The following is a 20,264-nucleotide window of genomic DNA, read 5'->3' on the forward strand; positions in this document are numbered from 1 at the left end:
TGGTGGCGCCCGTCGCGCCACTGCGTAGGGTTCGGCGCGGAGTACGTAAGAAAGCGGAGAGGGGACAGCGCGTGACGGTCAATCTGACCAAGGGCCAGGCGATCAGCCTGGAGAAGCAGGGTGGCGGCACCCTGACCGCGGTGCGGATGGGGCTCGGCTGGCAGGCGGCGCCGCGCCGCGGGCTGTTCGGCTCGCGCACCCGGGAGATCGACCTGGACGCCTCGGCGGTGCTCTTCGCCGACAAGCAGCCGGTGGACGTGGTGTTCTTCCGTCACCTCGTCAGCGACGACGGCTCGGTGCGCCACACCGGCGACAACCTGGTGGGCGGCGCGGGCCAGGGCGGTGACGACGAGTCGATCCTGGTCGACCTCCAGCGCGTCCCGGTCCACATCGACCAGATCGTCTTCACGGTGAACTCGTTCACCGGCCAGACGTTCCAGGAGGTGCAGAACGCCTTCTGCCGCATCGTCGACGAGACCAACGGCCAGGAGCTGGCGCGCTACACGCTGGACGGCGGCGGTCAGTACACGGCGCAGATCATGGCCAAGGTGCACCGCTCGGGCGCCGGCTGGCAGATGACCGCCATCGGCACCCCGTCCAACGGCCGCACCTTCCAGGACCTGATGCCGGCGATCCTGCCGCACCTGTAGGCGCGGCCCGCACGCAGGCACCACCGGCCGCCAGGGCCGACACCGCAGCTCCCGGAGGTACGCCGCCGGGAGCTGCCGCGCACCACCGGCAACTCGACGAGGGGACAAGAGCGATGACGGCCGAGCTGGTACGGGGACAGAACCACCCCCTGCCCCGGACCCGACTGGAGATCCGGGTGTCGGCCGGCATACCGGTTGTCGCGGGCGCCACCCTCGGGGACGCGAAGGGCACGGTGCGCGGGACGGAGTGGGTCGCGCACCCCGGCTCGCCCACGCTCCCGGGCCTGGAGGTGTCCCGGCAGGCCGCCGCCGACCACCGGCTCGCCGTCGACCTGGAGGCACTGCCGCAGGACGTGCACCGGGTGAGCGTGCTGCTCGCGTTGCCGCTCGGGACCGCCGGGCCCAGCCGGTTCGCCGCCGTGGCCGCGCCCTTCGTGGCCGTCACCGGTCTCGACGGCACGGAGGTCGTCAGCTACACGATCACCGGCCTGGACGCCGAGTCGGCGGTCGTCGCGCTGGAGCTTTATCTGCGCAACGGCGCCTGGAAGGTCCGCGCGATCGGCCAGGGCTACGCGGGCGGCCTCGCCGACATGCTCGCCGACCAGGGGCTGCCGCAGGCCCGTCAGCTCGCCGAGACGATCCTCGACGCGGTCGCGCTCGGCGCCTCCCGCTCGGTCGCGGCGCCCCCGCCCCGTACGTCCGACGAGGCCCGGGTGCGGGCCGGGGCGGCGGGCACCGCCGGGACGGACGGCGGCCAGGCGGACACCGCACCGCCACAGACAGCCGCCCAGCGCCCCCTGACCGGCGCCGGGCCCATCGACTACGCGCATCCGCGCCGGCAGACCAGCGCGCCCCCGCCGGCGCCCACCGCCCCGGCCGCTGCTCCCGGCGAGCCGTCGCGTCCGGTGGCGGGCGACGCCACGGGGTGGTCGATGGACGAGCGGCTCTACAACCAGGTGTGGGGCATGTTCGAGGACCTGGCCCGCACCACCGCCGCGTACCGCAGCGCCGTCGACTTCGCGGACTCGCGGATGGAGCAGGAGCTCGACCGGGTTCTCGCCGATCCGCGCAGCCGGATCGGCTCCACCGGCGACCACGCGCGCGAGGAGGCCGCCGCGCGCCGCGAGGAGCTGGTCGGCCGGGCCCAGGAGGCCTTCGACCGGGACGTGGCGCAGCTGACCGCCGAGTCCGAGGTCGTCGAGCCCGCCCTGCCGCCCGCCTACGCGAGCTGGGACAACCCCGTCTGGCACGGCTACCGCACCCCGATGGAGATCCCGATGGCGCTGCGCGTCGGCGACCTCCGGCTGCCGGAGCGGCCCGAGCTGCGGATTCCGATGCTGGTGCGGCTGCCCCTTGAGCGCGGACTGTGGATCGACTCCGGCCGGTCCGACGCCGAGTCCGCCGACTTCATGGACGCCGAGCAGGTCAAGGGTCTCGCCGTGGAGACGGCGGTGGCGCTGGCGGCGCGGCTGCTCGCGGTCTATCCGGCGGGGGAGTTCGCCGTGAGCGTCATCGACCCGGCGGGCGCGGCGGCAGGGGCCCTCGCCCCGCTGACCGGGTCGGGCGTGCTGGCCGCGCCGCCCGCCGCCGGTGCCCGGGGAGTGGCGGCCGTCCTGAGTGGGCTCACCGAACGCGTCGACCTGCTCCAGATGGCCGCGCGCGGCGGCGCCGGGGCGGACGCGCTGCCGCCCGGCATGGACACGGCCGAGCAACTGCTGATCGTCAACGACTTCCCGCACGGCTTCGACGACCGCGCGGTCAACCAGCTGCGCTATCTCGCCGACGAGGGCCCGTCGGTCGGGGTCCATCTGCTGATGGTCGCGGACCGCGAGGACGCCAGCGCGTACGGGCCGGTGCTCCAGCCGCTCTGGCGCTCGCTGCTGCGGCTCACGCCGGTCCCGGACGACCACCTCGCCGATCCCTGGGTGGGGCACACCTGGACGTACGAGCCGCCGCTGGTGCCGCCCGGCAGCGCGATCCTCGGGACGGTGCTCGCGCAGGTCGCCGAGGCCCGCCGCGCCTGGCCCCACTGAGCGGGGCCGCAGAGCGGGGTCATAGAGCGAGGTCAGACGGGTCGAGCAGCGTGCGCGGATTCGCGTGCGCCCATTCGTGCTCCCCTCCGCACCCACCGGCTTGGCTTTTCTTTACCCATCTCTTTACCTTCTCTTGGTGATTGGGGTAGGCTTCCGGTATCGGAGGGGAGTACTCCCGACTGCGGCGTTCCCGTCAGTACGGACCGATCGACCGGTCCCGGGACACCGGCTCGCGGCACGGCATGTGCCCGGGTGGAGGAGACCTCCGGCAGCGACGACGCTGATCAGTAGCGGTACGAAGCCGGAGGAACAGTGGACGTTTCCTTGACCCTGTGGGTGCTGACCATTCTCGGTCTGTGCGCCCTCATCGCGGTCGACTTCTTCATCGGGCGCAAGCCCCATGACGTCTCGGTCAGAGAAGCCGGAATATGGACGGTCGTCTGGATCGTGCTCGCCGCGCTGTTCGGCGTCGGCCTGCTGGTGTTCGGCAACAGCCAGGCGTCCGGCGAGTTCTTCGCGGGCTTCATCACCGAGAAGTCGCTCTCCGTCGACAACCTCTTCGTCTTCATCCTGATCATGGCGAAGTTCTCGGTGCCGAGCCATCTCCAGCAGCGCGTGCTGCTCTTCGGTGTGCTGATAGCCCTGGTGCTGCGGGCGATCTTCATCGCGGCCGGCGCCGCCGTCATCGCCAACTTCTCGTGGGTCTTCTACCTCTTCGGCGCGTTCCTGATCTACACCGCCTGGAAGCTGATCCAGGAGGCGCGCTCCGGCGGCGAGGAAGAGGAGTTCGAGGAGAACCGGCTGCTCAAGTCCATCGAGCAGCGGTTCGGTGTGGCCGACCGGTACCACGGCACCAAGCTCTTCATCGAGCGCAACGGCAAGCGGATCCTCACCCCGCTGATGGTCGTCATGCTCGCCATCGGTACCACCGACGTGCTGTTCGCGATGGACTCCATACCCGCGATCTTCGGCCTGACCCAGGACCCGTACATCGTCTTCACCGCCAACGCGTTCGCGCTGATGGGCCTGCGCCAGCTGTACTTCCTCATCGGCGGGCTGCTCAAGAAGCTGGTCCACCTGAGCTACGGCCTGTCGGTGATCCTCGGCTTCATCGGTGTGAAGCTGGTGCTGCACGCCCTGCACGAGAACGGGGTGAACGTCCCCGAGATCTCCATCCCGGTCTCGCTCGGCGTCATCTGCGGCGTGCTGGTCATCACCACTGTCACCAGCCTCATGGCCACCAGGAAGCAGGCGGCGGCCGAGGCGGATCGGCCGGAGAGCGTCGAGGTCTGACCTCGTACGGCGTAGCGGAATCACGTACACCGGCCGGTCGGAATCGCGGTTGCCGGGACCGCCGGCCGGTGTTTGCTTGGACGGGAGAGCTCCCGGTCCGCGGGGGCGCCGCGGACCAGGAGGAACCCATGAAGTTCGCGCAGATCATCGACTTCGAGACCGAGCGCGCGGACGAGATGCGCGATCTCATCCGCAGTTACGAGGAGAAGGCCCGCGCCGAGGGCCGGAAGATCGCGCCCGTCCGCCGCACCCTGCTCAAGGACCGGGACAACCCGAACCGCTATCTGGCGGTGGTCGAGTTCAACTCGTACGAGGAGGCCATGGCCAACAGCGACAACCCCGAGACCACCGAACTCTCCAAGCAACTCGCCGCGCTCTCGACCCGGGCGCCCGCCTTCACCAACTGCGACATCCAGGAGCAGGAAGACCTGTAGGCGCCGTCACGCCGGTGCCGGCTCCGCTCCCGTCTCGGCCGGGGAGGGTGCGGGCCGCGTCTCCGGCAGCAGCGCGAAGCAGCCCAGGCTCAGCAGCGCGACCCCGGTCAGATAGGCCGCCACGCCCCACGGTGGCCCGTCGCCGCGCGCCAGCGCGGTCGCCACGACCGGGGTCAGCGCCCCGCCGAGCACCCCGCCCAGGTTGTAGCCGACGGCTGCGCCCGTGCACCGCACCCGGGGCTCGTACAGCTCGGGCAGATACGCGGCGATCACCGCGAACATGGTGATGAAGGCGAGCATCGCGCCCAGGAACCCGGCGAACATCAGCAGCGGTTCGGCGGTCTCAAGGAGCGCGACCATCGGGAACATCCACAGGGCGCTGGCCGCGCAGCCCACGAGGCAGAGCGGGCGACGGCCGTACCGGTCGCCGAGCAGGGCCGCCAGTGGCGTCGCCGTGCCCTTGACGGCGACGGCCGCCATGATGCAGACGAGCATGACCGTACGGCTCACGCCGAGCCGTTCCGTGCCGTAGGCGAGGGACCAGGTGGTGACCGCGTAGAACACGGCGTATCCGAACGAGAGGGCCCCGGCGGTCAGCAGGACGAGGCGCCAGTGGTCGCGGGCCACCTCCAGCAGGGGCAGCCTGGCCGGTTCGCGGATCTCCTGGAACTGCGGGGTCTCGGCGAGGGATGTGCGCAGCAGCAGCCCGCCCGCAGCCAGAACTCCAGCTCCCCAGAAGGGAATTCGCCAGCCCCAGTCGCGGAACTCGGCGTCGCTCAGTCCTGCGGACAGGGCCAGCATCAGGCCGTTGGCCAGCAGAAAGCCCACCGAGGGGCCCATCTGCGGAAACGACGACCACAGGGCCCGGCGCCGCGCGGGCGCGTGCTCGACGGCCAGCAGCACCGCCCCGCCCCACTCGCCGCCGAGCCCGAGTCCCTGCAGAAAGCGCAGAAGCAGCAGCAGTACGGGTGCGGCCGCGCCGATCGTCGCGTACGGGGGTACGCAGCCGACGGCGACCGTTGCCGTACCGGTCAGGAACAGCGAGAGAAAGAGCACCGGGCGTCGTCCGTAGCGGTCGCCGATGTGACCGAAGACGGCGGAACCGAGCGGCCGGGCGATGAAGCCGATCCCAAAGGTGGCGAAAGCGGCCAGAGTTCCGGCCAGCGGGGAGAACGTGGGGAAGAACAGCGGGCCCAGGACGAGCGCGGCCGCCGTCCCGTACGCGAAGAAGTCGTAGAACTCGACCGCGGTGCCCGCCAGCGAGGCGCCGGCGAGCCGCAGCATCGAGGGTGATGTGACGGGAGAGATGGGTGAGGAGCGCATATCGCGCCAACTACCCGTGCTCGTCGGCGGTTACGGGGGGCGTGCGGAAGCGCGAGCGCGGGAGAAGTGAGCTGGTGGTACGGGGTTTCGCCGCACCGAAGGCATCCCGCGCCGGGCTGCGCGGGCTACCAGCCGCGGGCGCGCCACTCCGGCAGCTTCGGGCGCTCCTCGCCGAGGGTGGTGTCGTTGCCGTGGCCCGGGTAGACCCAGGTCTCGTCGGGCAGGACGGCGAAGAGCTTGGTCTCGACGTCGTGGAGGAGGCTGGCGAAGGCCTGCGGGTCCTTGAAGGTGTTGCCGACGCCGCCCGGGAAGAGGCAGTCGCCGGTGAACAGGTGCGGGTGGCCGTGCGGGTCGTCGTAGACCAGCGCGATCGAGCCGGGGGTGTGGCCGACCAGGTGGCGGGCGGTCAGCTCGACCCGGCCGACCCGGATGGTGTCCCCGTCTTCGACGGGGACGTCGGTCGCCACCGGGATGCCGTCGGCGTCGTGGCGGCCCGCGTAGGTCGTCGCGCCGGTGGCGGCGACGACCTCGGCGAGCGCCTGCCAGTGGTCGCCGTGACGGTGGGTGGTGACGACGGACTTGATGCCGTCGTCACCGATCAGCGTCAGGAGGGTGTGGGGCTCGGCCGCCGCGTCGATCAGCAGCTGCTCGCCGGTGGCCCGGCAGCGCAGCAGATACGCGTTGTTGTCCATCGCGCCGACCGCGACCTTCGAGATCATCAGATCCGGCAGCTCGTGCACATCCGCCGGACCGCCGACCTTCACCGCTCCGCTGTACGTCATGGCTTCAGCCTAGCCCGGTGATCACAGTGGCGGCAGGGCGGGCAGGGAGCCGCCGGTGACCTCCAGGGCGGCGCCGTCGCGGCGGCCCGCGAGCCAGCCCAGCAGGTCCCACGGGGGACCGCCCACGGTGACCGGGGTGCCCGTGTCGCCGCCGGTGCGCTGGGTGTGGCCGTTGTTGCCGGTGAGGGTGACCGGCGGGACCGTCGGGTTGCCGCTGAAGCGGTCGGCCAGGAACTGGATCTCGCGCCGCACGAACTCGTCCGGCAGGGCTTCCAGCTCGTAGCCGACGCCCAGGTCGACGTGGTGCAGCTCGACCTCGATCAGACGGCGGAAGGGGATGCGGGCGGCGGAGTCCTTCACGCCGTTGCGCAGCTCGACCGTGCGGCTCCAGTCGGCGGGCCGGGCGCCCTCCTCCTGGAAGCGGGCCGCGCTCTCGCGCAGGTCGGCGAGGTGGACGTCGAGCGGGCGGGCCGCGTCGCGCGCGATGTCGGCGTCCCGCGCCTCGCCGCTCTCGTACATGGGGCGCCCGGCGAGCACATTGACGAGCGCGTCCGCGTTGCGGGCGACATGGGCGAGGAGGTGGCCGCGGCTCCAGCCCGGCAGCCGTGACGGTGCGGCGACGGCCGCGTTGTCCAGTGCGGCGGCTGCGCTGAGCAGCCGGTCGGTGGCTTCCCGTACAGAGTCCAGGTCGTGGGCGTGATCAATCATGAGGCCGACGATAGCCCCGCCACTCATTCGGGTGAAGCCGGTTGGACGAGTCCGTAAATCGAATGCGCGTGCTATAGGCTCGTCAGTGGCATCAGGCATCCTTGGCTGTAAACCGAACCATCGCCCTGGCGACCCCCCATAGTCTGAGACGGGGGTTCCGCCCCCTGCTTCTCTCCAAGAAAGGTGCGGACCGGCGTGGCCGACCGTCTCATCGTCCGTGGCGCGCGCGAGCACAATCTCAAGAACGTCTCGCTCGACCTCCCGCGCGACTCCCTCATCGTCTTCACCGGGCTCTCGGGGTCGGGCAAGTCGTCCCTCGCGTTCGACACGATCTTCGCCGAGGGGCAGCGCCGCTATGTCGAGTCGCTCTCCTCGTACGCCCGCCAGTTCCTCGGCCAGATGGACAAGCCGGACGTCGACTTCATCGAGGGTCTCTCGCCCGCCGTCTCCATCGACCAGAAGTCGACCTCGCGCAACCCGCGCTCGACGGTCGGCACGATCACCGAGGTCTACGACTACCTGCGTCTGCTCTTCGCGCGCATCGGCAAGCCGCACTGTCCCGAGTGCCGTCGGCCGATCACCCGCCAGTCGCCGCAGGCCATCGTCGACAAGGTGCTGGAGCTGCCGGAGGGCAGCCGCTTCCAGGTGCTCTCGCCGCTGGTGCGCGAGCGCAAGGGCGAGTTCGTCGACCTCTTCGCCGACCTGCAGACGAAGGGCTACAGCCGCGCGCGCGTGGATGGCGAGACGATCCAGCTCGCCGAGCCGCCCAAGCTGAAGAAGCAGGAGAAGCACACCATCGAGGTGGTCATCGACCGCCTCACGGTGAAGGACTCCGCCAAGCGCCGCCTCACCGACTCGGTGGAGACCGCGCTGGGGCTCTCCGGCGGCATGGTGGTGCTCGACTTCGTCGACCTCGCCGCCGACGACCCCGAGCGCGAGCGGATGTACTCGGAGCATCTGTACTGCCCGTACGACGACCTGTCCTTCGAGGAGCTGGAGCCGCGTTCCTTCTCCTTCAACTCGCCCTTCGGCGCCTGCCCGGACTGCACGGGCATCGGCACGCGCATGGAGGTCGACCCCGAGCTGATCATCCCCGACGAGGAGAAGTCCCTCGACGAGGGCGCGGTCTCGCCGTGGTCGCTCGGCCACACCAAGGACTACTTCGCCCGCCTGGTCGGCGCGCTCGCCGACGAGCTCGGCTTCCGTACGGACATCCCCTGGGCGGGGCTGCCGCAGCGCGCCAAGAAGGCGCTGCTGTACGGCCACAAGACCCAGATCGAGGTGCGCTACCGCAACCGGTACGGGCGCGAGCGCGCGTACACGACGTCGTTCGAGGGCGCGGTGCCGTTCGTCAAGCGGCGCCACTCGGAGGCGGAGTCCGACGGGGCGCGCGAGCGCTTCGAGGGCTATATGCGCGAGGTCCACTGCCCGACCTGTGAGGGCACGCGACTCAAGCCGCTGGTTCTCGCGGTGACTGTGATGGACCGGTCCATCGCCGAGGTCTCCGCTATGTCGATCAGCGACTGCGCGGACTTCCTGGGCGAGCTGAAGCTCAACGCGCGCGACAAGAAGATCGCCGAGCGGGTCCTGAAGGAGGTCAACGAGCGGCTGCGCTTCCTCGTCGACGTCGGCCTGGACTACCTCTCGCTCAACCGCGCCGCCGGGACGCTCTCGGGCGGCGAGGCCCAGCGCATCCGGCTCGCCACCCAGATCGGCTCGGGCCTGGTCGGCGTGCTCTACGTGCTGGACGAGCCGTCGATCGGCCTGCACCAGCGCGACAACCACCGCCTGATCGAAACCCTGGTCCGGCTGCGCGACATGGGCAACACCCTGATCGTCGTCGAGCACGACGAGGACACCATCAAGGTGGCGGACTGGGTCGTCGACATCGGCCCGGGCGCCGGTGAGCACGGTGGCAAGGTCGTCCACAGCGGCCCGTTGAAGCAGCTCCTCGCCAACAAGGAGTCGATGACCGGGCAGTACCTGGCGGGCAAGAAGTCCATCCCGCTGCCGGACGTGCGCCGTCCCGCGGACCCGTCGCGCAAGCTCACCGTGCACGGCGCCAAGGAGAACAACCTCCGGGACATCGACGTCTCGTTCCCGCTCGGCGTGCTGACCGCGGTCACCGGTGTCTCCGGCTCCGGAAAGTCGACCCTGGTCAACGACATCCTCTACACGCATCTCGCCCGGGAGCTGAACGGTGCGCGGACCGTGCCCGGGCGGCACACGCGCGTGGCGGGCGACGACCTCGTCGACAAGGTCGTCCACGTCGACCAGTCGCCGATCGGCCGTACGCCCCGGTCGAACCCGGCGACGTACACGGGTGTCTTCGACAACGTACGGAAGCTGTTCGCGGAGACGATGGAGGCGAAGGTGCGGGGTTACCTCCCCGGCCGGTTCTCCTTCAACGTCAAGGGCGGCCGCTGCGAGAACTGCTCGGGCGACGGCACGATCAAGATCGAGATGAACTTCCTGCCGGACGTGTACGTGCCGTGCGAGGTCTGCCACGGGGCGCGCTACAACCGGGAGACGCTGGAGGTCCACTACAAGGGCAAGTCCATCTCCGAGGTCCTCGACATGCCGATCGAGGAGGCGCTGGAGTTCTTCGAGGCGGTGCCGACGATCGCGCGTCATCTGCGGACGCTGAACGAGGTGGGGCTGGGTTACGTCCGGCTCGGCCAGTCCGCGCCGACGCTGTCGGGCGGTGAGGCGCAGCGGGTGAAGCTGGCGTCGGAGCTGCAGAAGCGGTCGACCGGGCGGACGGTGTACGTGCTCGACGAGCCGACGACCGGTCTCCACTTCGAGGACATCTCGAAGCTGATCAAGGTGCTGTCCGGACTTGTCGACAAGGGGAACTCGGTGATCGTCATCGAGCACAACCTCGATGTCATCAAGACGGCGGACTGGGTCGTGGACATGGGTCCCGAGGGCGGCAGCGGTGGTGGTCTGGTGATCGCCGAGGGTACGCCGGAGCAGGTGGCGTCTGTGGCTGCGAGCCACACCGGGAAGTTCCTGCGCGACATCCTGGGCGCGGACCGGATCAGTGACGCGGAGCCGGTTGCGGCGGTGCGGAAGCCCGCGAAGCGGGTTGCGAAGAAGGCCGCCCCCGCCAAGAAGACGGCGTCCCGGGCGCGGAAGGCCTGAGCCGCGATTGCGCCTGCGGCGGGCATTTCCCCACCCCGCCCCTTCCCGAAAGCCCTGGGCGGGCGGCCGGGTGGGGGTTGGGGTGGGCTGCCGGGGGCTGCGCCCCCGGGCCCCGGGCGGGGCTGCGCCCCTGCACCCCCGTGGGGCTTCGCCCTGGACCCCGTTCCTCGGCTGCGCCCCTGCACCCCCTCGGGGCTTCGCCCCGGGCCCCGGTCTTCGGCTGACCGCCGGTGGGGGCTTGTCGCGCAGCTCCCCGCGCCCCCAGGTAGTTAGGGGCGCGAGCAACCCCGCACGGTCCGCAGCCGAACAGATCCCCCGGAGGGTTCAGGGAACGGGCGGGGTGGGGGGCAACTCCGCCGCGTGCGGCGGCTGCGCGCCCGCTCGTGTGCAGGTCAGGGCCGCCGCCCTGGCCGCGTACCGGAGGGCGTCGGACCACTCCGGGGCGGACAGCGGGCCCCGTCCCGCCACCACACGCAGCAGCGCCGCGTTCACCGTGTCGCCCGCCCCGATCGTGTCGACCACCTCGACGCGTTCGCCGGGGACGGAGACCTCTTCCCCGGAGCGGGTCCGCACCGTCAGCCCCGCCGCGCCCCGGGTCAGCACCACCGCCTCCGGACCCGCCGCCAGCCAGCCCTCCATGTCGTCGCCCAGCCACGCCGCGTCCTCCTCCGACAGCTTCAGGAGGGAGACGTACGGCAGCCAGGAGCGGAAGCGGGCGCGGTAGGCGGCCGGGTCCGGGATGAGGTCCGGGCGGATGTTCGGGTCGAGCAGGGTGAACACACCCCGCGCCGACTCCCGCCGCAGCAGCGCCTCGTACGCGCTCGCCCCCGGCTCAAGGATCAGCGAGCAGGTGCCGAACGCCAACGCCCGTACGTGGGGAGGGAGTTCGGGCGGTAGGTCGAAGAGGCGGTCGGCTGTGTCGGAGGCGTAGAAGGCGTAACCCGCCGCCCCGTCCGAGCCTATCGTCGCCACCGCCAGCGTCGTCGGTTCCGGGCCGCGCTGTACGAGGGAGGTGTCGACCCCGGCCGCGTGCAGGCCGTCGAGGAGGGCTTCGCCGAAGCCGTCCGTCGACACCCGGGAGCAGAACGCGGCCCGGGCGCCGAGTCTGCCGAGGGCCACCGCCGTGTTGTACGGGCCGCCGCCGAGCCGGGGCGACAGCGGGCTCAGCCGGTCGCCGGGGCTCGTGGGGACCAGGTCGATCAGGGCTTCTCCGGCGACGACGATCACGCGGCGAACGTACACCCATCCGGATCCGGAGGGGATCCATCCGGACCTGCTCCACCTCCAACGAGCCGCGACCCCCTGCCCGGGCCGCCCCACCTGCGGGTATTCGTCCCGACCCGCCCCACCCCCGGCCCCCGCGCCGGGCACACAGTCGGCGCCGGTATCGTCGGACGGGTCATCCGACCCCCCTGAGCGGTCATCCGACCCCCTTGACCTGTGGAGAAGCCATGTCCGGCCAGCCCGCCGCCCGCCGCACCGTGCTGAAAGGCGCGGCCCTCGCCGGGGCCGCCGGGCTGGGAGTGGCCGCCTGCTCCACCGACTCCAAGCTCGGCCACGCCCAGACGCCGACCCCGACCGCGCCGGTAGCGCTCGGTGCGCCCGACGAGATCCCGGTCGGCGGCGCCAAGCTCTACCGCGAGCAGCGCGTGATGGTCGCCTGCCCGGCCAAGGGCGAGTACAAGGCGTTCAGCGCGCAGTGCACGCACGCCGGCTGCCTTCTCGACAAGATCGAGGACGGGCACGGCAACTGCCCCTGCCACGGCAGCCGCTTCAATGTGATGACCGGCGAGCCCGTGCACGGCCCGGCGACCGTGCCGCTGCCGTCCGTCCCGGTGAAGGTGAAGAACGGCCGACTGGTCGCGGGCCCCGACGCCTGACGCCACTCAAAGCGTCCTCACGCCCACCCCCAGTCGATCCCCAGGATCCCCGGCCGCACCCCCTGCTCCACCAGGTGCACCGTGCGGTGTTGGCCGCTGAGCGTGAGGTCGCCCCGGCCGGAGCGGGTCGAACCCGCCGAGGTCTGGGCGAAGCGGCGGCACCGTACCGGCAGCGCGTGCTCGTCGAAGCGGACCTGGAGCACGTACTGCCCGCCCGCGAAGCTGAAGCCGCGTACGTACTCGCTGCTCGGCCCGGCCGTGCCGTCCTCGAAGCCATAGCCGAAGAGATAGGTCTCGCCGGCCCGCAGCCGGGCGTCGAAGAGCAGCTCGGCGATGAGGACACCGGTCGCGGCGTCCCAACGCACCCGCCCGGTACGGCAGTTCTCGGCCGCGTGCACCTCGACCCGGGACGGGTCGCAGCCGGGGTCGCCGTGGTGGATGGCGAGATAGCGGTCGACGCCGTCGCGGTGGGCGCGGACCACCTGCTGGGAGTCGCGGCCGAGCAGTTCGCGCCCCGCACCGATCCGTACGCGCTCATGGTGGCCGACGGTGTGCAGGCCGCCGTCCACGGGTGACTCCAGGCCGGTGATCAGCCGTTCCACGACCCCGGACGCCTCGACGAGGGAGCGGTAGGAGCGGGCGGCGGGACGTTCCGCCTCGGCCCCGCGCTCGCCGTCGTCGAGCAGTCGAAGGAGCGAGCGCTCCGGCAGTCCCAGGACCTCCTCCAAGGCGCGTACCGCCCGCAGCGACTCGGCGCGCTGCGGCCGCCGGGCACCCTGCTGCCAGTAACTCAGGCTGGTCACACCGACCTTGACGCCACGCCCGGCCAGATGGTGCTGGACTCGCTGGAGTGGCAGTCCGCGTACGGAGAGGGCGGCGCGCAGCGCCAGGTGGAACGGGCCGGTGTGCAGCACCTGTGCCAGATCGGCATCGGTGTGGAGCATGGGGGAACTCCTCGGGACTGCTCGGAACGGACGGGATACCAGGAAGACGCCGGGGCGCCGGGACGCCGGAACGGTCGGAGTGAACCGGGCCCCCGGGACGGACTTCACCGCCGGGCCGCCGCTCATGGCACGGACCGCACAGTGAACGTTCACGGCGAGGGGTGGTCACGGGCCGCCGGAGGACCCGGGCGGCCTGGTGGGCCCGGAAGGCCCGTTCACATGTCGGCCATTCCGTTCACACCCGCGTCTCACCTCGCATTGAAGCGCGTTGACCGGCTCACGACAACGTTCGATGCTCATCGAAAGCGTCCGGACGCGCTCCTCCATCCCCACACCCCCCGCTTCGGGAGGAACGCGATGCACAACCGCAAGAGACGGCTTTCCGCCCTCGCCCTCGTGGTGATGGCCCTGCTCGCCGCCCCCACGGCGACAGCCGTCGCATCCCCGCAGGAACACCGCACCACCACAGCCGCCACCGCCGCCGACACCCGTACCGCCGCCGACACGCCGTCCGCCACGGCAGCCGCGTCGAAGCGCCTCAACATCACCATGCAGGCCCAGCAGAAGAACAACTGGTGCTGGGCCGCCAGTGGCAACACCATCGCCACCTGGTTCGGGCGGAACTACAGCCAGAACCAGTTCTGCAACGCCGCCTTCGGGCGCCAGCAGGGCTACGACTGCCCCAACTCGCAGGCGGATCTGGGCAATGTGCAGAACGCTCTCGACTGGGCCGGGATCAACTCCGGCTCGTATGTGAGCGGTTGGCTGCGCTACTCGACCGTACAGACCGAGATCAACGCCAACCGGCCGGTCGAGACCCGTATCCAGTGGTCCAGCGGCGGCGGTCACATGCATGTGCTGTACGGGTACGACACCGCCAACAGCTGGGTGTACTGGGGCGACCCCTGGCCCTCCAGCGATCGCTACAACTGGGCGTCGCACGACTGGTACGTCGACAACGACTCGTTCTCCTGGACCCACTCGCTCTACCGGATCGGGGCGTGACGACGATGAACCTCCGACGTCTGTCCTCCTGCGCCGCCGTGGCAGCGCTGCTCACCGGCCTCGCCGCGTCGTACGCGTCGGCCGACGGGACTCCCTCGGCGTCCGCCGACTCCAAGGCCGCCGCCCACCGGGCGGCCACCTCGCCCGCGACCCTCTCCACGCTCTCCCGCTTCTTCGCCCGGGACGGCAAGGTGGCCCTGGCGGCCGTCGCGCCGCGCATCCAGGGCGACGCGGTGCCCGTCTACACGCTCTCCCCGGAGTTCGTCGCCGGGAAGGCGGGCGCGCCGGTCGCGAAGCTGGAGTACCTGGCCTCCACGGCCGTCTCCTCCGACGGCCAGAAGGCCTCCTTGTGGACGGTGCCGCAGGGCACCACCTGGAAGGTGGTGAACATCGCCACCGGCGACGACGAGTCCCGCTATGCCGCGGCGGGCGCGAAGCGGCTGCCGGGCGGCACGGTCTTCCAGGAGCCGCAGATCAACGCGTGGTACGTCCAGAAGGGAGCCAGTGTGCTGCCGCTGGACGAGGACGCGGTGAAGGCGGTGGGTGCGCGGGGGACCACCCTGGCCGCGTATCAGAAGCGCGTTCAGCTCGCCTACGGGGACAAGCTGCCCGGCTCCGCGTACGCGAAGTCCGGCAAGGCCGGGGGGTATGGGCCGGCGCCCTCTGAGGCGCGGGCCGAGGCCGCGGCGTCCGCCACCGGCGGGCATGATGCGGTTACGGCCGCCTCCGTGACGGCCGGTGCGGGTGCGCTCGGCGCGCTCGGGCTGGGCGTGGTGGCTCTGCGTCGCAGGCGTGGGGTGAACCGGGCGTAGCCCCTTCTCGGACTGCGTGACCGGCTGCGGATCGTGCGCGGCTGGTCGCGCAGTTCCCCGCGCCCCTGAAGACGACACCTCCCCGCGCCCCTTAACAGCGGCACCTCGCCGCGCCCCTTAATCGCGGCGCCCCCAGAGGTCGCCGCCGCCCGCGTTGTCACTGCCCGCCAGTAGGGTGGTGGGCATGGCAGACCCCTCCAGCTACCGCCCCAAGCCGGGACAGATCCCCGACTCGCCGGGGGTCTACAAATTCCGGGACGAGCACCGCCGGGTGATCTACGTCGGCAAGGCCAAGTCCCTGCGCCAGCGGCTGGCGAACTACTTCCAGCCGCTCACCAGCCTGCACCCGCGCACGGCCACGATGGTGACCACGGCGGCCTCCGTGGAGTGGACGGTCGTCTCCACCGAGGTCGAGGCGCTTCAGCTCGAATACTCGTGGATCAAGGAGTTCGACCCCCGGTTCAACGTCAAGTACCGCGACGACAAGAGCTATCCGTACCTCGCGGTCACCCTCAACGAGGAGTACCCGAGGGTCCAGGTCATGCGCGGCGCCAAGAAGAAGGGCGTGCGCTACTTCGGGCCGTACGGACACGCGTGGGCGATCCGCGAGACCGTCGACCTGATGCTCCGTGTCTTTCCCGTACGGACCTGCTCCGCCGGGGTGTTCAAGCGTTCCGCCCAGATAGGCCGTCCCTGTCTGCTCGGCTACATCGGCAAGTGCGCGGCCCCGTGCGTCGGCCGGGTCACGCCCGAGGAACACCGCGAACTGGCCGAGGACTTCTGCGACTTCATGGCCGGGCGCACCGGTACGCACATCCGCCGCCTGGAGAAGGAGATGGCGGCGGCCGCCGAGGAGATGGAGTACGAGCGGGCCGCGCGGCTGCGCGACGACATCGGGGCGCTGCGCCGCGCCCTGGAGAAGAACGCGGTGGTGTTCGCCGACGCCACCGACGCGGACCTGATCGCGGTCGCCGAGGACGAGCTGGAGGCGGCCGTGCAGATCTTCCATGTGCGCGGCGGCCGGGTGCGCGGCCAGCGCGGCTGGGTCACCGACAAGGTCGAGGCCGTCGACACGGCGGGCCTGGTCGAGCACGCGCTCCAGCAGCTGTACGGGGAGGAGACCGGCGACTCCGTACCGAAGGAGGTGCTGGTCCCGGCGCTGCCCGAGGACGCCGAGTCGGTCGGCGCGTGGCTCGCCGAGCGGCGCGGGTCGCAGGTCTCGCTGCGCGTTCCGCAGCGCGGCGACAAGAAGGACCTGATGGCGACGGTCGCGCGCAACGCTCAGCAGGCGCTCGCCCTGCACAAGACCAAGCGCGCCTCCGACCTCACCACCCGCTCGCGTGCCCTGGAGGAGATCGCCGGGGCCCTTGAGCTGGACAGCGCCCCGCTGCGGATCGAGTGCTTCGACATCTCGCACCTCCAGGGCGAGGACGTGGTGGCGTCCATGGTCGTCTTCGAGGACGGCCTGGCCCGGAAGAGCGAGTACCGGCGCTTCCAGATCAAGGGCTTCGAGGGCCAGGACGACGTCCGGTCCATGCACGAGGTGATCACCCGCCGCTTCAAGCGGTATCTGGCCGAGAGCGCCCGGCTGGGGGAGTGGGCGGACGGCGAGGGCGACACCGACGGCGCCCCGGCCGGACCGGCTCCCTCCGGTGAGGTTCCGGCCCCTGGCGAGGCGCCCGTGGAGGCCGGACCTCGCACCGAGGACGGGCGGCCGAAACGGTTCGCGTATCCGCCGCAGCTCGTCGTGGTCGACGGTGGACAGCCGCAGGTGGCGGCCGCCAAGCGGGCCCTGGACGAGCTGGGCATAGACGATGTGGCCGTGTGCGGTCTGGCCAAGCGTCTGGAGGAGGTCTGGCTGCCCGGTGACGACGACCCGGTCGTGCTGCCGCGCTCCAGCGAGGGGCTGTATCTGCTCCAGCGCGTGCGTGACGAGGCTCACCGGTTCGCGATCACCTATCAGCGGGCCAAGCGGACGAAGCGGTTCAAGGCCAGCCCGCTGGACGCGGTGCCGGGCCTGGGCGAGTCCCGCAAACAGGCGCTGGTCAAGCATTTCGGCTCGGTGAAGAAGCTCCGGTCGGCGACAATCGAGCAGATCTGTGAAGTTCCCGGGATAGGCCGCAAGACGGCCGAGACCGTGGCCGCGGCTCTGGCGCAGGCAGCCCCGGCCGCACCCGCCGTGAACACGGCGACAGGAGAGATCATTGAAGAGGACGACGGGGGATCCGCGAAATGACTGAGCACGACCGAACAGACGAAGAAGCTGGAGCAGCACACGTGAGTACGGGCACGACGAACGACGCCGCCGAACCGGCCATCCCCGAGCTGGTGATCATCTCCGGGATGTCCGGCGCCGGGCGCAGCACCGCCGCCAAGTGCCTGGAGGACCTCGGCTGGTTCGTCGTCGACAACCTGCCGCCCGCGCTGATCCCCACCATGGTGGAGCTCGGCGCCCGGTCCCAGGGCAATGTGGCCCGTATCGCCGTCGTCGTCGACGTGCGCGGCCGCCGTTTCTTCGACAACCTCCGCGAGTCGCTGGCCGACCTGGACTCCAAGCAGGTCACCCGGCGGATCGTCTTCCTGGAGTCGTCCGACGACGCGCTGGTGCGCCGCTTCGAGTCGGTCCGCCGACCGCACCCGCTCCAGGGCGACGGCCGGATCGTCGACGGCATCGCCGCCGAGCGCGATCTGCTGCGCGAGCTGCGCGGCGACGCCGACCTGGTGATCGACACCTCCAGCCTCAACGTCCACGAGCTGCGCGCCAAGATGGACGCCCAGTTCGCCGGGGACGAGGAGCCGGAGCTGCGCGCCACGGTCATGTCGTTCGGCTACAAGTACGGCCTGCCGGTCGACGCCGACCTGGTCGTGGACTGCCGCTTCCTGCCGAACCCGCACTGGGTGCCGGAGCTGCGCCCGTACACGGGTCTCAACGAGGAGGTGTCGGGCTATGTCTTCAACCAGCCGGGCGCCAAGGAGTTCCTCAACCAGTACAGCGAGCTCCTCCAGCTGATCGCGACGGGCTACCGCCGCGAGGGCAAGCGGTACGTGACGATCGCCGTGGGCTGCACCGGTGGCAAGCACCGCTCGGTGGCCATGTCGGAGAAGCTCGCCGCCCGCCTCGCCTCCGAGGGGATCGAGACCGTCGTCGTCCACCGGGACATGGGGCGCGAGTGAAGGTGTACCGACGGCGCACGAGCGGACCGGTGCTGCGCACCGGCCGCAAGCGTGGCGCCCAGCCCAAGGTCGTCGCCCTCGGCGGCGGCATGGGTCTCTCCGCGTCGCTCGCGGCGCTGCGCCGGATCACCGGCGACCTGACCGCCGTCGTCACCGTGGCCGACGACGGCGGTTCCAGCGGCCGGCTCCGGGAGGAGCTGGGCGTGCTGCCCCCGGGCGATCTGCGCAAGGCGCTGGCGGCGCTCTGCGGCGACGACGACTGGGGGCAGACCTGGGCCCGGGTCATCCAGCACCGCTTCCAGTCCAAGGGCGATCTGCACGAGCACGCGGTCGGCAATCTGCTGATCGTCGCCCTCTGGGAGCAGCTGGGCGACCACGTCCAGGCGCTCGACCTGGTCGGCAAGCTGCTCGGCGCGCACGGCCGGGTGCTGCCGATGTCCGCCGTCCCGCTGGAGCTGGAGGCGCTGGTCAGGGGCCACGACCCGGCCCGGCCGACCGACGTGGACACGGTGCGCGGCCAGGCCACGGTGGCGCTCACCCCCGGTGAGGTGCAGTCCGTGCACCTCGTCCCGCACGACCCGCCCGCGGTCCCGGAGGCGGTGGAGGCCGTCCTGGACGCGGACTGGGTGGTGCTGGGTCCCGGCTCCTGGTTCTCCTCGGTGATCCCGCACCTGCTGGTCCCCGACCTGCTCGACGCGCTCACCGTGACCAAGGCCCGCAAGGTCCTCTCGCTGAACCTGGCGCCCCAGCCCGGTGAAACCGATGGCTTCTCTCCGCAGCGTCATTTGGAGGTTTTGGGACGACACGCCCCTAAACTCGCCCTGGACGTGGTGCTGGCCGACGAGGCCGCCGTGCCCGACCGCGAGTCCCTCGCCGACGCCGCCAAGCAGCTCGGTGCCGTGGTCGAGCTGGCGGCGGTCGCCGCCCTCGACGGGTCCCCGAAGCACGACCGGGAGCTGTTGGCCGCCGCGTACGACCGTATTTTTCGGATGCATGGAAGGATCGGCCCATGGCGATGACGGCAGCGGTGAAGGACGAGATCTCCCGGCTCCCCGTCACCCGGACCTGCTGCAGAAAGGCGGAGGTCTCGTCGATCCTGCGGTTCGCGGGCGGCCTCCACCTGGTCAGCGGCCGCATCGTGATCGAGGCGGAGCTGGACACCGCGATGGCGGCGCGCCGGCTCAAGCGGGACATCCTGGAGATCTTCGGGCACAGCTCCGAGCTGATCGTGATGGCTCCGGGCGGGCTGCGCCGCGGTTCGCGCTTCGTCGTACGGGTGGTGGCCGGGGGCGATCAGCTGGCGCGCCAGACCGGGCTCGTCGACGGCCGCGGCCGTCCCATCCGGGGGCTGCCGCCGCAGGTGGTCTCGGGGGCCACCTGTGACGCCGAGGCGGCCTGGCGCGGGGCCTTCCTCGCCCATGGCTCGCTCACCGAGCCGGGCCGCTCGTCCTCCCTTGAGGTGACCTGCCCGGGCCCGGAGGCCGCGCTCGCGCTCGTCGGCGCGGCCCGCAGGCTCCAGATCGCCGCCAAGGCCCGCGAGGTGCGCGGCGTGGACCGCGTGGTCGTCCGCGACGGCGACGCGATCGGTGCCCTGCTGACCCGGCTCGGCGCCCATGAGTCGGTGCTGGCCTGGGAGGAGCGGCGGATGCGCCGCGAGGTCCGGGCCACCGCCAACCGCCTGGCCAACTTCGACGACGCCAATCTGCGCCGCTCGGCGCGGGCCGCCGTCGCCGCCGGGGCCCGGGTGCAGCGCGCCCTGGAGATCCTGGCCGACGAGGTGCCGGAGCATCTGGCGGCCGCCGGCCGGCTGCGCATGGAGCACAAGCAGGCCTCCCTGGAGGAGCTGGGCGCGCTCGCCGACCCGCCGCTGACCAAGGACGCGGTCGCGGGCCGGATCCGCCGGCTGCTCGCGATGGCGGACAAGCGGGCCCAGGACCTGGGCATCCCCGGCACCGAGTCCAACCTCACCGAGGAGATGGCGGACGGCCTGGTCGGCTGATCGGGCGATCTTCCCGCCCCGGCGCGGGTCGCCGCCCTGCCTGCGTCCCCGCGTACGCCTAGGGTTCAACTCACCGTGAACGG

Annotated in this window: 17 protein-coding genes; 12 read left to right on the forward strand and 5 right to left on the reverse strand. The window is 71.4% G+C overall.

Annotated elements, in window-relative coordinates; translation table 11 throughout:
• Nucleotides 1-71: 71 nt before the first annotated feature.
• The 4 genes from ACT1U9_RS23990 to ACT1U9_RS24005 all read left to right on the forward strand — a co-directional run bounded on the left by ACT1U9_RS23990 (nucleotide 72) and on the right by ACT1U9_RS24005 (nucleotide 4,410).
• Nucleotides 72-650 (forward strand): TerD family protein, encoded by a 579-nt coding sequence (locus tag ACT1U9_RS23990; RefSeq protein ID WP_444534728.1) that lies wholly within the window; start codon nucleotides 72-74, stop codon nucleotides 648-650.
• A gap of 113 nt (nucleotides 651-763) precedes the next feature.
• Nucleotides 764-2,683: a TerD family protein gene (locus ACT1U9_RS23995; protein ID WP_444534729.1), complete on the forward strand. Its 1,920-nt coding sequence runs from the start codon at nucleotides 764-766 to the stop codon at nucleotides 2,681-2,683.
• Between the two features lie 312 nt (nucleotides 2,684-2,995).
• Nucleotides 2,996-3,976 (forward strand): TerC family protein, encoded by a 981-nt coding sequence (locus ACT1U9_RS24000; RefSeq protein ID WP_444534730.1) that lies wholly within the window; start codon nucleotides 2,996-2,998, stop codon nucleotides 3,974-3,976.
• A gap of 128 nt (nucleotides 3,977-4,104) precedes the next feature.
• Nucleotides 4,105-4,410 (forward strand): hypothetical protein, encoded by a 306-nt coding sequence (locus tag ACT1U9_RS24005; protein ID WP_444534731.1) that lies wholly within the window; start codon nucleotides 4,105-4,107, stop codon nucleotides 4,408-4,410.
• Between the two features lie 6 nt (nucleotides 4,411-4,416).
• Here the strand turns inward: ACT1U9_RS24005 and ACT1U9_RS24010 are convergent, their stop codons facing one another.
• From ACT1U9_RS24010 to ACT1U9_RS24020, 3 genes are all read right to left on the reverse strand, one after another.
• Entirely contained in the window at nucleotides 4,417-5,694 is a 1,278-nt protein-coding gene (locus tag ACT1U9_RS24010) for an MFS transporter (RefSeq protein WP_444534732.1), read from the reverse strand.
• Nucleotides 5,695-5,858: 164 nt separating this feature from the next.
• Nucleotides 5,859-6,515 (reverse strand): MBL fold metallo-hydrolase, encoded by a 657-nt coding sequence (locus ACT1U9_RS24015; protein ID WP_444534733.1) that lies wholly within the window; start codon nucleotides 6,513-6,515, stop codon nucleotides 5,859-5,861.
• A 21-nt stretch (nucleotides 6,516-6,536) separates the two neighbouring features.
• A complete protein-coding gene (locus ACT1U9_RS24020) occupies nucleotides 6,537-7,223 on the reverse strand; it encodes a maleylpyruvate isomerase family mycothiol-dependent enzyme (RefSeq protein WP_444534734.1) in 687 nt (228 codons plus the stop codon).
• A gap of 195 nt (nucleotides 7,224-7,418) precedes the next feature.
• On the opposite strand from ACT1U9_RS24020, the gene uvrA reads away from it, so the two are divergent.
• Nucleotides 7,419-10,367, forward strand: coding sequence for an excinuclease ABC subunit UvrA (uvrA, locus tag ACT1U9_RS24025; protein ID WP_444534735.1), 2,949 nt, complete (start codon nucleotides 7,419-7,421; stop codon nucleotides 10,365-10,367).
• Between the two features lie 324 nt (nucleotides 10,368-10,691).
• Here uvrA and ACT1U9_RS24030 read toward each other — a convergent pair whose 3' ends face one another.
• Entirely contained in the window at nucleotides 10,692-11,594 is a 903-nt protein-coding gene (locus ACT1U9_RS24030) for a carbohydrate kinase family protein (RefSeq protein WP_444534736.1), read from the reverse strand.
• 224 nt (nucleotides 11,595-11,818) lie between these two features.
• Here ACT1U9_RS24030 and ACT1U9_RS24035 point away from each other — a divergent pair, with 224 nt between their 5' ends.
• The gene (locus ACT1U9_RS24035) at nucleotides 11,819-12,247 is read left to right on the forward strand and encodes a Rieske (2Fe-2S) protein (RefSeq protein ID WP_188274257.1); all 429 of its coding nucleotides are present in this window, start codon (nucleotides 11,819-11,821) and stop codon (nucleotides 12,245-12,247) included.
• 17 nt (nucleotides 12,248-12,264) lie between these two features.
• Here ACT1U9_RS24035 and ACT1U9_RS24040 read toward each other — a convergent pair whose 3' ends face one another.
• Nucleotides 12,265-13,191 (reverse strand): hypothetical protein, encoded by a 927-nt coding sequence (locus tag ACT1U9_RS24040; protein WP_444534737.1) that lies wholly within the window; start codon nucleotides 13,189-13,191, stop codon nucleotides 12,265-12,267.
• Nucleotides 13,192-13,548: 357 nt separating this feature from the next.
• Here ACT1U9_RS24040 and ACT1U9_RS24045 point away from each other — a divergent pair, with 357 nt between their 5' ends.
• From ACT1U9_RS24045 to whiA, 6 genes are all read left to right on the forward strand, one after another.
• Nucleotides 13,549-14,196 (forward strand): papain-like cysteine protease family protein, encoded by a 648-nt coding sequence (locus ACT1U9_RS24045; RefSeq protein WP_444534738.1) that lies wholly within the window; start codon nucleotides 13,549-13,551, stop codon nucleotides 14,194-14,196.
• 5 nt (nucleotides 14,197-14,201) lie between these two features.
• On the forward strand, nucleotides 14,202-15,008 hold the full coding sequence (locus ACT1U9_RS24050; protein WP_444539229.1) for a hypothetical protein: 807 nt from the start codon (nucleotides 14,202-14,204) through the stop codon (nucleotides 15,006-15,008).
• Between the two features lie 184 nt (nucleotides 15,009-15,192).
• Nucleotides 15,193-17,244: an excinuclease ABC subunit UvrC gene (uvrC, locus tag ACT1U9_RS24055; RefSeq protein ID WP_444534739.1), complete on the forward strand. Its 2,052-nt coding sequence runs from the start codon at nucleotides 15,193-15,195 to the stop codon at nucleotides 17,242-17,244.
• Complete coding sequence (gene rapZ, locus ACT1U9_RS24060; protein ID WP_188274262.1) at nucleotides 17,241-18,182, forward strand: RNase adapter RapZ; 942 nt, start codon at nucleotides 17,241-17,243, stop codon at nucleotides 18,180-18,182. The genes uvrC and rapZ overlap by 4 nt, the downstream gene beginning before the upstream one ends.
• On the forward strand, nucleotides 18,179-19,201 hold the full coding sequence (locus ACT1U9_RS24065; RefSeq protein WP_444534740.1) for a gluconeogenesis factor YvcK family protein: 1,023 nt from the start codon (nucleotides 18,179-18,181) through the stop codon (nucleotides 19,199-19,201). Before rapZ ends, ACT1U9_RS24065 begins: the two co-directional genes overlap by 4 nt.
• Nucleotides 19,192-20,181, forward strand: a complete 990-nt coding sequence (whiA, locus tag ACT1U9_RS24070) for a DNA-binding protein WhiA (protein WP_188274264.1) — start codon at nucleotides 19,192-19,194, stop codon at nucleotides 20,179-20,181. The genes ACT1U9_RS24065 and whiA overlap by 10 nt, the downstream gene beginning before the upstream one ends.
• Nucleotides 20,182-20,264: the final 83 nt, after the last annotated feature.

Source organism: Streptomyces sp. BR1, assembly GCF_052373795.1.
Lineage (GTDB): Bacteria > Actinomycetota > Actinomycetes > Streptomycetales > Streptomycetaceae > Streptomyces.

Coding starts and splice junctions, on each gene's coding strand:
- ACT1U9_RS23995 (WP_444534729.1), top strand. CDS start 764: ATGACGGCCGAGCTGGTACGGGGACAGAACCACCCCCTGCCCCGGACC.
- ACT1U9_RS24005 (WP_444534731.1), top strand. CDS start 4,105: ATGAAGTTCGCGCAGATCATCGACTTCGAGACCGAGCGCGCGGACGAG.
- ACT1U9_RS24010 (WP_444534732.1), bottom strand. CDS start 5,694: ATGCTGCGGCTCGCCGGCGCCTCGCTGGCGGGCACCGCGGTCGAGTTC.
- ACT1U9_RS24015 (WP_444534733.1), bottom strand. CDS start 6,515: ATGACGTACAGCGGAGCGGTGAAGGTCGGCGGTCCGGCGGATGTGCAC.
- ACT1U9_RS24020 (WP_444534734.1), bottom strand. CDS start 7,223: ATGATTGATCACGCCCACGACCTGGACTCTGTACGGGAAGCCACCGAC.
- ACT1U9_RS24035 (WP_188274257.1), top strand. CDS start 11,819: ATGTCCGGCCAGCCCGCCGCCCGCCGCACCGTGCTGAAAGGCGCGGCC.
- ACT1U9_RS24040 (WP_444534737.1), bottom strand. CDS start 13,191: ATGCTCCACACCGATGCCGATCTGGCACAGGTGCTGCACACCGGCCCG.
- ACT1U9_RS24045 (WP_444534738.1), top strand. CDS start 13,549: ATGCACAACCGCAAGAGACGGCTTTCCGCCCTCGCCCTCGTGGTGATG.
- ACT1U9_RS24050 (WP_444539229.1), top strand. CDS start 14,202: ATGAACCTCCGACGTCTGTCCTCCTGCGCCGCCGTGGCAGCGCTGCTC.
- uvrC (WP_444534739.1), top strand. CDS start 15,193: ATGGCAGACCCCTCCAGCTACCGCCCCAAGCCGGGACAGATCCCCGAC.
- rapZ (WP_188274262.1), top strand. CDS start 17,241: ATGACTGAGCACGACCGAACAGACGAAGAAGCTGGAGCAGCACACGTG.
- whiA (WP_188274264.1), top strand. CDS start 19,192: ATGGCGATGACGGCAGCGGTGAAGGACGAGATCTCCCGGCTCCCCGTC.